This window comes from Limibacillus sp. (assembly GCA_037379885.1).
Taxonomy (GTDB): domain Bacteria; phylum Pseudomonadota; class Alphaproteobacteria; order Kiloniellales; family CECT-8803; genus JARRJC01.
This window is the reverse complement of record JARRJC010000024.1, coordinates 14,640-27,500: the sequence shown is the minus strand read 5'-3', so window position 1 is coordinate 27,500 and position 12,861 is coordinate 14,640. Positions and strand designations below refer to the sequence as shown.

The window sequence follows — 12,861 nt, the reverse complement described above, 5'->3', positions numbered from 1 at the left end:
GGTGAACCAGGGCGAGACCGGATCACTGGACATATCAGCCTGCGCCTTCGCCTCCAGCCGCCGCTGGTGCAGCTCGAACACGGCCAGCGCGGCCAGCTCTCTGGGTCCAAGCGGCGCGGCAGGGGGAATGAGGCGCTCCGCCTCCCGGGCGATGAAGCCGGTATCAACGCCGCCCGCCTCGAAGCCCTCGTGGCGCAGCACGCGGCCCAGGAAGTCGAGGTTCGTGGTGACGCCTGAGAGGCGCAGCTCATCGAGCCCGCCCCGCAGCCTGCGGAGCGCCGAGGCCCGGTCCGGCCCCCAGGCGATAATCTTGGCAATCATCGGATCGTAGAACGGCGTGACCGAATCCCCCTCGGTGACCCCTGCATCGATGCGGAGCCCTCCGCCTGCATCGGGATAGCGCAACCGGGTAAGCTTGCCGGTCGCGGGCAAGAAGTCGCGCGCCGGGTCTTCGGCGTAGAGTCTGGCCTCGAAGGCGTGCCCCGCAAGCGGCACTTGATCCTGAGCCAAGGGCAGGGCCTCCCCCGCCGCCACCGACAGCTGCCAGGCGACCAGGTCCTGGCCCGTGATCGCCTCGGTCACGGGGTGCTCGACCTGCAGGCGGGTGTTCATCTCCATGAAGAAGAACTCCCCCTCCTCCGCGATGAACTCGACGGTCCCGGCGCCGCGATAGCCGATGGCCTTGGCGGCGGCGACCGCCGCCTCGCCCATCTCCCTGCGCTGAGCAGGATCGAGACCCGGGGCAGGCGCCTCCTCCAGAACCTTCTGGTGCCGCCGCTGCAGGGAACAGTCGCGCTCGTGAAGATGCAGGGCGTTGCCGTGCCCATCCGCGAAGACCTGCACTTCGATATGCCGGGGTTGCTTCAGATAGCGTTCGATCAGAACCCGTTCGTCGCCAAAGGCCGATGCCGCTTCGCGCTTCGCGCCGGCAAGTGCCTCGGCGAAGTCCTCCGCCCGCTCGACGGCGCGCATCCCCTTGCCGCCGCCGCCGGCGGAGGCCTTGATCAGGACGGGGTAGCCGATCTCCGCCGCGCGCTCGGACAGGAACGCCGGATCCTGCTCCTCTCCGTGATAGCCCGGCACCAGCGGCACGCCCGCCTTCTCCATGATCGCCTTGGCCTCGCTCTTGGAACCCATGGCCCGGATCGCGGCAGCCGGCGGGCCGACGAAGATCACCCCCGCCTCCTCGCAGGCTTCGGCGAAAGCCGCGTTCTCCGACAGGAAACCGTAGCCCGGGTGGACCGCATCCGCGCCGCTCCTGCGCGCCACGTCGAGGATGACCTCCCCCCTGAGATAGCTCTCCGCGGCAGCGGCGGGCCCGATGTTATAGGCCTCATCCGCCTCGCGGACATGCAGCGCCCCAGCATCGGCATCGGAGTAGACCGCAATGCTGCGGATTCCCAAGGACCGTGCCGTTCGGATCACCCGGCAGGCGATCTCGCCACGGTTGGCGATCAAAAGGCGGTCTATCCGGCGGGTCTTCATCGTGGGTCTCCATGACGGCGTTGGGCGCGCTCCCGGCCATAGGAGATGAACTCGGCGAAGCCAAAGAGCATCAAGAGGACACCGCTTACGATCTGGATGGTAACCAAGACCTGAAGCAAGGGCGAATTTGGAACGATGTCGCCGTAGCCGACCGTGCTGAGCGTGATCATCGAGAAATAAAGACTGTCGCCGAATGAGATGGTCGCAGCCTCGCCAGCGATCAGGAAGTTTTGTGGAGAGACCAAGTCCAGGATCCGGTAAAGACAAGCGAACACGATCACGATCAGCGTGTAGAAGATCAGGAAGGAGACGGCCGGCACCAAGAGCACCTTCATCCGCTGGAAAAACCACTCGAACAGAAGGCTCGTCTGGAGCAGGAAGCTACAGACCTCGACGCTGACCAGAAGCACGATTGCGGCGATCGCCCCCATCATCGCCAGGAAGACGACCGTTTCCCCCGCCGCGCCGAAACCCAGTCCCTCCACGAAGAAACTGAGCGCACCGATAGCCGCGATGGGCAGCAACCACCCCGTCAGCTTTGCCCAGTGATGCGGCTCCGTGGGCTCCTCCGCGGCGATCAAGCGGTTGATGGTCTCACGTTTCAACCAGGAGCCGCCGACGAAGGTGACGACCGGTATCGCAAAGCCGAGCAGTACCGCCCAGCGCTCGACCAGCGGGAAGTTGGACTCGACGAAGAAGGTGTAGAAGCTCGCGTAGATGGCAAGGAAGTTGGTGACGCCGATGGCGAAGAGGTGACGCTTGGGAAAGAGGCTGTAGAGCCCGGCCAAGGTCGCCAATATCACCACGGCCATGACAAGACCGAAGGGATCCGAGCCGCCCTTGCTGGTCGCCGCCGCGATCAGCAGGAACAGCGCCACGGTGAAGGCGAAGCTCAAGATCCAGCCGCGTTCCTTTTCTGCCATCTCCGGTCCTTTGTTCCGGCTGCTCGCCGGGCGTTAGTCTTCCGTCCAGCCGGGCTTGCGCTTTTCAAAGAAGGCCGCCATGCCCTCCTGCCCTTCCGCACCGGCGCGCAGCCGCGCAATCCGCCGGGCCGTCTCCTCCGAGAGCTCGGGGCCCGGCTGACGGCCCGCCACGCTGGCGATCAAATCCTTGGTTTCCGCCTGTGCCTCGGGCCCGCCTTCGAGAAGGCGCTCGACGACCTCGTCGCCGCGCGTTTGCAAAAGCGCGTCGGGAACCACCTCGTGCACCAGGCCCAGCGCCTCGGCTTCATCGGCGGAGAAGCGCTCCGCCGTCAGAAAGAAGCGCCGCGCGGCGCGGGCGCCGATGGCCGCGACAACGTAGGGGGAAATCACCGAAGGGCTCAGGCCCAGCCGGACTTCGGACAGACAGAAGAAGGCGGAACTGGCGGCTATCGCTATATCGCAGCAGGCCACGAGACCGACGCCGCCGCCGATCGCCGGCCCCTGGACCAGCGCCAGCGTCGGCTTCTTCAGGCCGTTGAGCGTCGCCATCAGGGCCGCCAACTGCCGGGCATCGGCGAGGTTCTGCTCCTCGCCATACTGGGCCATGGAACGCATCCAGTTGAGATCAGCGCCCGCTGAGAAGGATTGCCCCTCCGCCGCCAGCACGACGACCCGCACCCTGGGGTCGCTTTCAAGGCCGCGCAGCATCTGCGTCAACTCGACGATCAGCTTGTCGTTGAAGGCGTTGTGCTTGTCCGCCCGTGTTAGAGTGAGACGGGCGACGCCACGCGCGCCGATCTCCTCCATGAAGAGAGGCCGTTCCATCCCTGTCGCCCTCTACATGCGGAAGAGACCGAAGCGGGTCTCCTCCTCGGGCGCATTGAGCGCGGCGGAGATGCCCAGGCCCAGCGCCATGCGCGTATCCAAAGGGTCCAGGATGCCGTCGTCCCACAGCCGAGCCGAAGCGTAATAGGGGTGCCCCTGCTCCTCGTACTGCGCGCGGATCGGGGCCTTGAAGGCTTCCTCCTCCTCCGCGGGCCACTCCCCGCCCTTGGCTTCCAGCGCATCGCGTCGGATCGTGGCCAAGACATTGGCCGCCTGCTCGCCGCCCATGACCGAGATGCGGGCATTCGGCCAGGTCCAGAGCAGGCGCGGTGAATAGGCGCGGCCGCACATGCCGTAGTTGCCCGCACCGAAGCTGCCGCCCAGGATCAGCGTGAACTTGGGCACGCGCGCCGTCGCGACGGCGGTCACCAGCTTCGCGCCGTCCTTGGCGATGCCGCCTGCCTCATACTTTCGTCCGACCATGAAGCCGGAGATGTTCTGCAAGAACACGAGCGGAATGTTTCGCTGGCAGCAGAGTTCGATGAAGTGCGCGCCCTTCTGGGCCGATTCCGAGAACAGGATGCCGTTGTTCGCGATGATACCGACCGGGTAGCCGTGCAGGTGCGCAAAGCCGGTGATCAGGGTGTTGCCGTACTGGGCCTTGAACTCGTCGAACTCCGAGCCGTCGACGAGACGGGCAAGGACCTCCTTTACATCATAGGGCTTTCGCAAGTCGCTCGGCACCACGCCGTAGAGCTCCTCGGGGTCATAGAGCGGGTCCTTCGGCTCGCGCAGTTCCAGGCCGTGCCGCTTGGGGCGGTTGAGGTTACCGACGATGCGGCGGGCGATGGCCAGTGCGTGATGATCGTCGCGCGCAAGGTGGTCGGCGACACCGCTGATCTTGGTGTGGACTTCCGCCCCGCCCAAATCCTCCGCGCTCACGACCTCGCCCGTCGCCGCCTTCACCAGCGGCGGGCCCGCCAGGAAGATCGTGCCCTGATTCTGGACGATCACCGTCTCGTCGGACATGGCAGGAACGTAGGCGCCGCCGGCGGTGCAGGACCCCATGACCAGGGCGATCTGCGGAATCTTCTTCGCCGACATGTTCGCCTGATTGAAGAAGATGCGCCCGAAGTGATCGCGATCGGGGAAGACCTCGTCCTGGTTGGGCAGGTTCGCCCCGCCGGAATCGACAAGATAGATGCAGGGCAGATAGTTCTGCTCGGCCACTTCCTGGGCGCGCAGATGCTTCTTCACGGTCATGGGGAAGTAGGTGCCGCCCTTCACCGTGGCGTCGTTGGCGATGATCATGCACTCCCGGCCGGACACCCGGCCGATGCCGGTGATGATCCCGGCTGCCGGCACCTGATCATCATAGAGGCCATGACCGGCGAGCTGCGACAGCTCCAGGAAGGGCGCGCCGACGTCCAACAGCTCCCGGATGCGCTCGCGCGGCAGCAGCTTGCCCCGCGCGAGATGCTTTTCGCGCGGCCCCGCCCCGCCGCCTTCCTTTATCGCGGCGACCTTCTCCCGCAGGTCCTCGACCAGTCCGCGCATGGCGGCCTGGTTCGCCTTGAACTCCTCCGAGCGGGTTGAGATGGCGGACTTCAGTTGAGACATGGACGGGATTCTTCCTTGCCGTGGCTTCGCCTCTTCAGGGGCTCCTAAACATTCGACAGCCTCAGGGCCGGGGCAAGCAAAAAGCGGGCGGCGGCGCTCACCAGCCCCCGCGCTCCAGCCACTCCCGGATGTCGCCGAGCCGGTCGTAACCCCAGAAGGGCTCGCCGTCGATGATGATGAAAGGGGAGCCGAAGATGCCGCGCTCCAAGGTGGCGTCGACCTCGGCACGCAACCGGTCCTTTACTTCAGGGCTGCCCATCCGCGCCGACAGTGTCGCCGGGTCGTGCCCGAGTCCCTCGGCCACCGCCAGCACCTCCTCGGGCTTGGTAATGGACTGCCCCTCGATGAAGGCGCGCTCGTAGAGCGCCCGCGCAAGCTTCTTAGCCGCCGCCGGGTCTTCGTCGGTCACGGCGTAGAAGGCGCGCGCTGCGGCAACGGAGATAAAGGGAAACTGCTCGGGGATCTTCCCCTCGATGCCTTCATGACGGCAGTGCCGCATGACATCGCGGTAGGCATAGTCGCCCTTCAGGGGAATGGTCAGCAGCGGGGCCACCTGGGTCTGTTTCATGGCGACCCCCATAAGGTAGGGCTTCCAGACCACCTCCCGCCCGAACTCAGCGGCCAAGGCATCGATCTTGCGCGCGGCGAGAAAGCCGTAGGGGCTCGAAAAATCAAAGAAAAACTCGATTGGCTCTTGGCTCATGTGTAAGGCCCTTCGGTTCTAGGACGCCGCGATCTGACGTCCGATTATGAGGCGCTGGATATCGCTCGTCCCCTCGTAGATCTGGCAGACCCGGACGTCGCGGTAGATGCGCTCGACCGGATAGTCCTCCAGATAACCATAGCCGCCGTGGATCTGGATCGCCGCCGAACAGACCCGCTCGGCCATCTCGCTGGCGTAGAGCTTTGCCATCGCCGCTTCCTTCAAGCAGGGCTGGCCGGCGTCCTTCAGGCGCGCGGCTTCCAACACCATCAGTTCGGCGGCGTGAAGCTCGGTCGCCATGTCCGCCAGACGGAACGCGACGGCCTGATGCTCGATGATCGCCTTGCCCATGGTCTGGCGATCCTTGGCGTAGGCCAGGGCCACCTCGTAGGCCGAGCGCGCCATGCCGACCGATTGAGCGGCGATGCCGATGCGCCCGCCCTCGAGGTTCGAAAGAGCGATGCGGTATCCCTCGCCCTCCTGCCCCAGCAACAGGTCAGGGGTCAGCTCAAGGTCCTCGAAGAGAATCTGACAGGTCTCCGAAGCGCGCTGGCCCAGCTTGCCCTCGACGCGCCCAACCTTGTATCCGGGCAGGTCGGTCGGAACGATGAAGGCCGAGATGCCCTTCTTACCCTTGTCCGGGTCGGTCACGGCGAAGACGATGGCGACGTCGGCCTTCGAACCTGAAGTGATGAACTGCTTGCTGCCGTTCAGCAGGTAGTGGTTGCCGCGCTTCTCGGCCTTGGTCTTGATCGCAGAGGCGTCGGAGCCCGCCTGCGGCTCGGTCAGCAAGAAGGCGCCCAGCTTCTCGCCGCGCGCCATGGGCTTCAGGAAGCGCTCCTTCTGCTCCTCGCTGCCGAAACCCAGCACCGGCTGACAGCCGACCGAGTTGTGCACCGCCATGATGGTGGAAACCGAACCGTCCCCCGCAGCCACCTCGATGAGCGCCAGAGCGTAGGAAAGGTTGTCGGTCCCAGCGCCGCCCCACTCCTCGGGTACCGTCATCCCCATGAAGCCGAGCTCGCCCAGCGCGGAGATGGCTTCTTGAGGGAAACGGTGCTCCCGGTCGTTCTCCGCCGCCTGAGGCCAGAGCTGTTCCTGCGCGAACTGGCGCGCGGTATCGCGGATCAGGGTCTGTTCTTCGGTGAGATGCATGCTCTTGCCCCGTCCCGCTCTACCAGGGAAGTTCCTTGCCGTCGTATCCGAAGAACCGCCCTGTCATCTCCGGCGTCAAACCGGCGATCACCTTTCGTAGGCCGCTCGCGGACACTTCCGGAGTGATGCTGGCGCTCTCTCCCCCCATATCGGTCTGGACCCAGCCCGGGTGGACCGAGACCACCGTGATGCCCTTCTCGGCCAAATCGACCGCAAGGTTCTTGGTCACCATGTTCAATGCGGCCTTGGAGGTCCGGTAAGGATAGGAGCCGCCCCCTTCGTTGGAGGCGATGGAGCCGAGCCGGCTGGAGAGGTTGACGATCACCGGCGCCTCGGCCTGCTCCAATTGGGGCAGGAACTTCTCGACCACCCGCATCGGGCCCAGCAGATTGATCTCCAGAACTTCCTTCCAGGCGTCGTAGTCCTGCTTTTCCAGGCCGCTGCGCGGTCCGTAGATCCCGGCATTGTTGATCAGAAGGTCGATCGGCTCTTCGCGCAACTCGCGGGTGGTGTTCGCGCATTGCAGGGCGTCGGTGACGTCGAGGCGATGGACCTGCACCCCCTCCAGCGCCTTCAGTTCCTTCGCCTTGTCGGGATGACGGCAGCAGGCATGAACCCGCCAGCCGTCGGCGAGATACTGCTTGGTGAATTCCAGGCCAAGGCCGCGGTTAGCTCCTGTGATCAGAAGCGTGGGCATGGCGATCTCCTGTCGGTTTCAAACCTGTAGAGTTTACTGTGCGGCGCGCTGATAGGCATCGGCCTCAATCTTCGAGGCCTTCAGCCAGCGGGTGATGAGCGCCTCCAGCCAATCGCCGAGAGGGGCGTTGTGACGCGCGGCGTCTTTTCTCTGGCGGGCAGGCCCGTGCGCGCCCGGCTTGCTCAGCATGTGGCCGGCCTCGTCGATCCAGGATTCCATCTGATCCAGCGTTACTTCCGGGTGGAATTGCAGGCCGTAGATCTTCTCGTTCAGCCGGAAAGCCTGATTGGGGAACACATCTCCGCTCAAGAGCAACTCCCCACGCGCGGGCATCTCGAAGCCCTCGACATGCCAGTGATAGACCAGCAGGTCCTCGGGCATGAAGACCTCCTCGCCGCAGTTCCTGACCGGGACGAAGCCGATTTCGTGCAGTCCGTCGCGATGCGGCGCCACTGCGGCGCCGCAGGCGCGAGCCAGCAGCTGAGCGCCAAGGCAAAAGCCGAGGTAGGGCTTCTCGCTTTCGATCCAGCGGCGGATCCACTCGATCTCCTCGGGGATGTAGGCACGCTCTGGCCCGCCGTCGTTCGCGCTCTGGGAGCCGCCATAGACCACCACGGCATCATAGCTGTCGTCCGTGGGATCGGGCAGGGAATCGCCCAGCGCCGGCGAACACCACTGTATCTCCAGCCCGCGCGCCTGAAGCATCTTGTGAGCGCGGTCGCGCCGCTCTCCGGGCATATGGTTTAACAGTAGAATCTTGCCGCTCAAGGCGACCTCCTCTCCTCAGGCTCGCGACCGCGCGAAGGCGGCCATGTGAAAAGCCATATGGCTTGGCTCATAGATATAACGCTCTCCCAGGGGACATGCACCCCGCGCAAGGCATCCGCCCTCAAGACAGCCCCGTCCCCCCGGCTTTGCGATGTGCGAGGCACAGGCTCCGACATCGTAGCCTTCGCGGGTGAAAGCGCCCACCGGGCAGGCCGAAAGGCAGGGTTTGCCCGCGCAGGAGAGACAAGGACTCTGCGATGCGGACTCCTCGGTCTGGATATCAAGCGGCTCCGGCAGCAGAAGCGCCGCGCGATAGGCATGCCAGAGCCCATAGGCAGGATGCACCAGCAAGCCGAGAGGCGAAGGAAACACCGTCTCGGCCCTCTGCGCCCAGCGCTGGAACGGAAAGTAGGGTGGCCCCGAGAAGGGAAAGAGCGCCATCGCGCCAAAATCCGCAGCCAACGCCTCGACGACGCGGCGCGTCCAACGGTCCAGGGGGGCGGAAAGACCGTCCCGCCGCTCGGGACTATCCTCGAAGTATTTCCAGAGGTCCGACCCGACATTCCCGACCAGAAGCAGGAAGCGCGCGGGCGACCCATCCGACAAATCGGGCAAGGCATCTTCGGGACCGGGGCGGAAACCGCCTCGGACGATCAAGCCATGACGGGCCAAAGCTTGTTCGAGCACGCTCAGCATCGCCAGACAGCTACAGGAGAGCGCGGGCGCGGTAAAGCGCTTGACTGCATAGCCCAAGATGAAGGCGCCGGCTGCGGGCAAGCGGAACGGTCTTGCCAGCCGCCTATTCCCAAGGCGACACTCGCGGTCGCTTTATCCAAAAAGCGACGGCCATTTCTAATAATTTAGATTAGGAAAGAGTCTTATATTAATGAAAATAAAAAGATTTGGATTCCTTCTAACTCCTGATTTCTCTCAATTGGCTTTTGCATCCGCCCTTGAGCCGCTGCGCGCGGCCAACCGCTTTGCCCCGGTGCCGGTCTACGACTGGACCGTGCTCGCCCCCGAGGCGGGCCCGGTCCCCGCCTCCAGCGGTGTGGTCACCCTGGCCGATCATGCCATGGAGGATTGCGGACGCTTGGACAGCGTGGTGGCGGTCGGCGGGATCGGCACCGAGACCTACAAGGACCCGAGGGTCTTCGCCTGGCTGAGACGGCAGGAGCGCAAGGGCGCGAGCCTGATAGGCATCTCGCTCGGCAGCTTTCTACTGGCGCGCACCGGCCTGCTGGACGGTTACCGCTGCACCCTGCATTGGCAGTACATCGAAGGCTTCAGGGAGGAGTTTCCCGAGATCGACGTCACAGAAGAGATCTACGAGATCGACCGCAACCGGATGACCTGCTCCGGCGGCACAGCCGCGCTCGACCTCATGCTGTCCCTGATCACGCTGGATTGCGGGCGCGAACTGGCGACCAAGGTGGCCGAGAACTTCATCCACGAACGAATCCGTGACCGGCACGATCCTCAGCGCATGGACCTGCGCACGCGCCTCAACATCACCCACCCCAAGCTGCTCTTCGTCATTCAGTTGATGGAGGAGCACCTGGAGGACCCGCTGCCCCGCTCGGTCCTGGCCCGGCACGCCGGTCTCTCCACGCGCCAGCTCGAACGTTTGTTCCGCAAGTACCTTCAGCGCACGCCGACCCGCTACTACCTGGAAATGCGGCTCGAGAAGGCCCGGAAACTCCTGAACCAGACCTCCCTTTCAATCCTGGATATCGCCATGGCGAGCGGCTTCGTCTCGGCGTCCCACTTCTCCAAATGCTACCGCGAGCAGTTCCACCGCACGCCGCGCGAGGAGCGCATGGCCTCCGCCGGCCTCTCGGGTTCCCCGGCTTGAGGGCGCATCGAAGCGCATTCCCGGCGGGTCGCAATTCCGCTATGATTTGTCGCGCGCGGCGCAGCTTGGCGAGGTCAGGAAAGCGTAGGTATTTAGGGATGTTGGAGGCCTTTCGCAGGCCTTTATTGCTACATGGGGTCATAACCGATGGCTGACGACGACGATCTCGATCTCCGCTCCTTGCCCGACGACGAGTTGGTGCAGCAGATGCAGGACGACCTTTACGACGGCCTCAAAGAGGAAGTCTCAGAGGGCGTAAACATCCTTTTGGAGCGCGGATGGGCGCCTTACCGCATTCTGACCGAAGCGCTGGTCGAAGGCATGCGCATCGTCGGCATCGACTTCCGCGACGGCATCCTCTTCGTGCCGGAAGTGCTGCTCGCCGCCAACTCCATGAAGGGCGGCATGGTCATCCTGCGTCCCCTGCTGGCCGAGACCGGCGCCAAGCAGGTCGGCAAAATGGTGATCGGCACCGTCAAGGGTGACATCCACGACATCGGCAAGAACCTCGTCTCCATGATGATGGAGGGCGCCGGTTTCGAGGTCATCGACCTCGGCATCAACAATCCGGTCGAGAAGTACCTTGAGGCGCTGGATGAGCATAAGCCCGACATCCTTGGCATGTCGGCCCTGCTGACCACCACCATGCCCTACATGAAGGTCGTGATCGACGCCATGAAGGAGAACGGCCTGCGCGACGACTACATCGTGCTGGTCGGCGGCGCGCCGCTGAACGAAGCCTTCGCCGAGGCCGTGGGCGCCGACGCCTACTGCCGCGACGCGGCCGTTGCGGTGGAGACCGCCAAGGAATTGGTCAAGCGGAAGGACAACCAGGCGGCCTGATCCCGGTCGCCGGCCCTTGCTTGTCGGCCGGATCCGTCCTTAGACACAATGGAGACGTCTGCCATGACCGCGCAGACGCAAGACCAGAGCCTGCCCGCGAAGACGCTGCTGATCGCCTGTGGTGCGCTCGCGCGCGAAACGCTGGAAGTGCTGAGCCAGCCGGGCTTGGAGGGCATCACACTCACCTGCCTGCCGGCCATCTGGCACAACCGCCCGGAAAAGATACCCGGCGGCGTTCTTGCTAAAATCCACGCCGCACGTGCGCAAGGGATCGAACGAATCTTCGTGCTCTATGGCGACTGCGGGACCGGCGGGGAGCTCGACCGCATCCTGGCGGAAGAAGGTGTGGAGCGGATCGAAGGGCCCCACTGCTACTCCTTCTTCGCAGGGGGCGAGGCCTTCGAACGGCTTGCCGAGCAGGAGGTCGGCACCTTCTATCTAACCGACTATCTGGTGCGCCACTTCGACCGCCTGATGTGGCAGGGCCTTGGGTTGGACCGGCACCCCGACCTCTTGCCGATCTATTTCGGCAACTACCGCCGCCTGGTCTATCTGGCGCAGATCGACGACCCGGCGCTGGATGCGAAAGCGGAAGAAGCGGCCCAGCGGCTGGGTCTCGACTACGAGCGGGTCTCTACGGGCATGGGCGAACTGGCGGACTTCGTAAAGGCCGCCGCAAGAAAGGACTGAGGGGCAGTAAGCAGAGAATGGCGCAGCTCACCATCGTTTACTGGCGGGACATCCCCGCCCAGGTCATCGTCAAGGCCGGACGCAAGGCGGCGAAACGCCAGCTCCCGGAGCGCTTCGAGCAAGCCATCGACCGCGCGGCGATGCGCGCCAACATGCGCGATACGGACTCCTACTTGAGCGAATGGCGCCGCGGCGAGCCGATCGACTGCGGCGACGACCTCGAAGCCGAGGCGGAAGCCTGGGCCGCCAAGCTGGAGCAGGACTATGACAAGGAAGCCGTCCGCAAGCTCGTCGAGCAGGGCGGCTACGCGGAGCCGAGGGGCTGAGCCCCACCACCACGTCCAACCATTATTGAGCGAGGCCAGAAGATCATGTCCGCCACCACCGCAAACAGCGCCGAAAAGCAGATCCTCGACTTTTTGGAGGGCTGGACCATCGAGACCACGCCTGGCTCCGCTGCGAAGACGCCGGACTACCGCGACCACCTGAAAGAGGGCACGAAGGTGGCTGTCACCTTCCTGCCGGGCTCCGACTTCGCCGAGACCGTCGCGACCTCCAAGAAGCTGAAGAACGAAGGCATGATCCCCATGCCGCACTTCGCGGCGCGCTCGATTCCCAACAAGGACGCGCTGGGCGACTACCTGAAGCGCCTGCAAGACGAAGTCGGCATCTCCGACGTCGTGGCGCTTGCCGGCGCCGTTGAGAAGCCGCTGGGTCCCTACGACAGCTCCATGTCGATGCTGGAGACCGGCGTCTTCGAGGAGAACGGCATCGAGTCCATCGGCATCGCCGGCCACCCCGAAGGCAGCCCCGAGATCTCCGATGCCGAACTGCACCGCGCGCTGACCTGGAAGAACGACTACGCCAAGCAGTCCTCGGCCAAACTCTACATCGTCACGCAGTTCTGCTTCGAGGCGCAGCCGATCCTGACCTGGGAGAAGAAGATCCGCGATGGCGGAAACGCGCTGCCGATCCACATCGGCATACCCGGTCTTGCGACCATCAAGACGCTCTTGAACCATGCGCGGGCCTGCGGCATCGGCCCCTCCATGAACTTCCTGGTGCGTCAGGCGCGCAACGTGGCCAAGCTCATGACCGTGAACGCCCCGGACAAGCTGGTGCTGGATCTGGCCGCCAACTCTGCCAAGGACCCGAACTGCCTCATCAAGAAGGTGCACATGTACCCTCTGGGCGGCATGAAGAAGTCGGCGGCCTGGCTCTATGCGGTGCAGGAAGGCGACTTCAAGCTGAAGTCGGGCGACAAGGGATTCACGGTCAACCGGGATATCTCCTGAGC

Annotated in this window: 14 protein-coding genes (1 of these 14 cut by a window edge); 5 read left to right on the top strand and 9 right to left on the bottom strand. The window is 64.5% G+C overall.

Annotated features, from left to right (window positions below):
* The 9 genes from P8X75_09015 to P8X75_08975 all read right to left on the bottom strand — a co-directional run.
* Positions 1 to 1,485 carry the 5' portion of an acetyl/propionyl/methylcrotonyl-CoA carboxylase subunit alpha gene (locus tag P8X75_09015; GenBank protein MEJ1995342.1) on the bottom strand. Its footprint begins 525 nt before the window's first position, so 1,485 of the gene's 2,010 nt are visible here — the first part of the coding sequence; its start codon is at positions 1,483 to 1,485; its stop codon lies off the left edge, out of view.
* The gene (locus P8X75_09010; protein ID MEJ1995341.1) at positions 1,482 to 2,408 is read right to left on the bottom strand and encodes an ion channel; all 927 of its coding nucleotides are present in this window, start codon (positions 2,406 to 2,408) and stop codon (positions 1,482 to 1,484) included. The genes P8X75_09015 and P8X75_09010 overlap by 4 nt, the downstream gene beginning before the upstream one ends.
* Positions 2,409 to 2,441: 33 nt before the next feature.
* Complete coding sequence (locus P8X75_09005) at positions 2,442 to 3,233, bottom strand: enoyl-CoA hydratase-related protein (protein MEJ1995340.1); 792 nt, start codon at positions 3,231 to 3,233, stop codon at positions 2,442 to 2,444.
* Between the two features lie 12 nt (positions 3,234 to 3,245).
* Positions 3,246 to 4,853: a carboxyl transferase domain-containing protein gene (locus P8X75_09000; protein ID MEJ1995339.1), complete on the bottom strand. Its 1,608-nt coding sequence runs from the start codon at positions 4,851 to 4,853 to the stop codon at positions 3,246 to 3,248.
* A gap of 97 nt (positions 4,854 to 4,950) precedes the next feature.
* Positions 4,951 to 5,556: a 2-hydroxychromene-2-carboxylate isomerase gene (locus tag P8X75_08995; GenBank protein MEJ1995338.1), complete on the bottom strand. Its 606-nt coding sequence runs from the start codon at positions 5,554 to 5,556 to the stop codon at positions 4,951 to 4,953.
* Between the two features lie 18 nt (positions 5,557 to 5,574).
* On the bottom strand, positions 5,575 to 6,711 hold the full coding sequence (locus P8X75_08990; GenBank protein ID MEJ1995337.1) for an acyl-CoA dehydrogenase family protein: 1,137 nt from the start codon (positions 6,709 to 6,711) through the stop codon (positions 5,575 to 5,577).
* A gap of 19 nt (positions 6,712 to 6,730) precedes the next feature.
* Positions 6,731 to 7,408, bottom strand: a complete 678-nt coding sequence (locus tag P8X75_08985; protein ID MEJ1995336.1) for an SDR family oxidoreductase — start codon at positions 7,406 to 7,408, stop codon at positions 6,731 to 6,733.
* Positions 7,409 to 7,441: 33 nt separating this feature from the next.
* Positions 7,442 to 8,176, bottom strand: coding sequence for a glutamine amidotransferase (locus P8X75_08980; GenBank protein MEJ1995335.1), 735 nt, complete (start codon positions 8,174 to 8,176; stop codon positions 7,442 to 7,444).
* Between the two features lie 15 nt (positions 8,177 to 8,191).
* On the bottom strand, positions 8,192 to 8,953 hold the full coding sequence (locus P8X75_08975) for a hypothetical protein (protein MEJ1995334.1): 762 nt from the start codon (positions 8,951 to 8,953) through the stop codon (positions 8,192 to 8,194).
* A gap of 157 nt (positions 8,954 to 9,110) precedes the next feature.
* Here P8X75_08975 and P8X75_08970 point away from each other — a divergent pair, with 157 nt between their 5' ends.
* The 5 genes from P8X75_08970 (at position 9,111) to P8X75_08950 (ending at position 12,859) form a co-directional block, all read left to right on the top strand.
* Positions 9,111 to 10,031: a GlxA family transcriptional regulator gene (locus P8X75_08970; protein ID MEJ1995333.1), complete on the top strand. Its 921-nt coding sequence runs from the start codon at positions 9,111 to 9,113 to the stop codon at positions 10,029 to 10,031.
* Between the two features lie 147 nt (positions 10,032 to 10,178).
* Complete coding sequence (locus P8X75_08965) at positions 10,179 to 10,874, top strand: B12-binding domain-containing protein (GenBank protein MEJ1995332.1); 696 nt, start codon at positions 10,179 to 10,181, stop codon at positions 10,872 to 10,874.
* Positions 10,875 to 10,937: 63 nt separating this feature from the next.
* The gene (locus P8X75_08960; GenBank protein ID MEJ1995331.1) at positions 10,938 to 11,564 is read left to right on the top strand and encodes a DUF1638 domain-containing protein; all 627 of its coding nucleotides are present in this window, start codon (positions 10,938 to 10,940) and stop codon (positions 11,562 to 11,564) included.
* Positions 11,565 to 11,581: 17 nt separating this feature from the next.
* Positions 11,582 to 11,890, top strand: coding sequence for a virulence factor (locus tag P8X75_08955; protein MEJ1995330.1), 309 nt, complete (start codon positions 11,582 to 11,584; stop codon positions 11,888 to 11,890).
* A 45-nt stretch (positions 11,891 to 11,935) separates the two neighbouring features.
* Positions 11,936 to 12,859, top strand: a complete 924-nt coding sequence (locus tag P8X75_08950) for a methylenetetrahydrofolate reductase (GenBank protein MEJ1995329.1) — start codon at positions 11,936 to 11,938, stop codon at positions 12,857 to 12,859.
* Positions 12,860 to 12,861 lie beyond the last annotated feature (2 nt).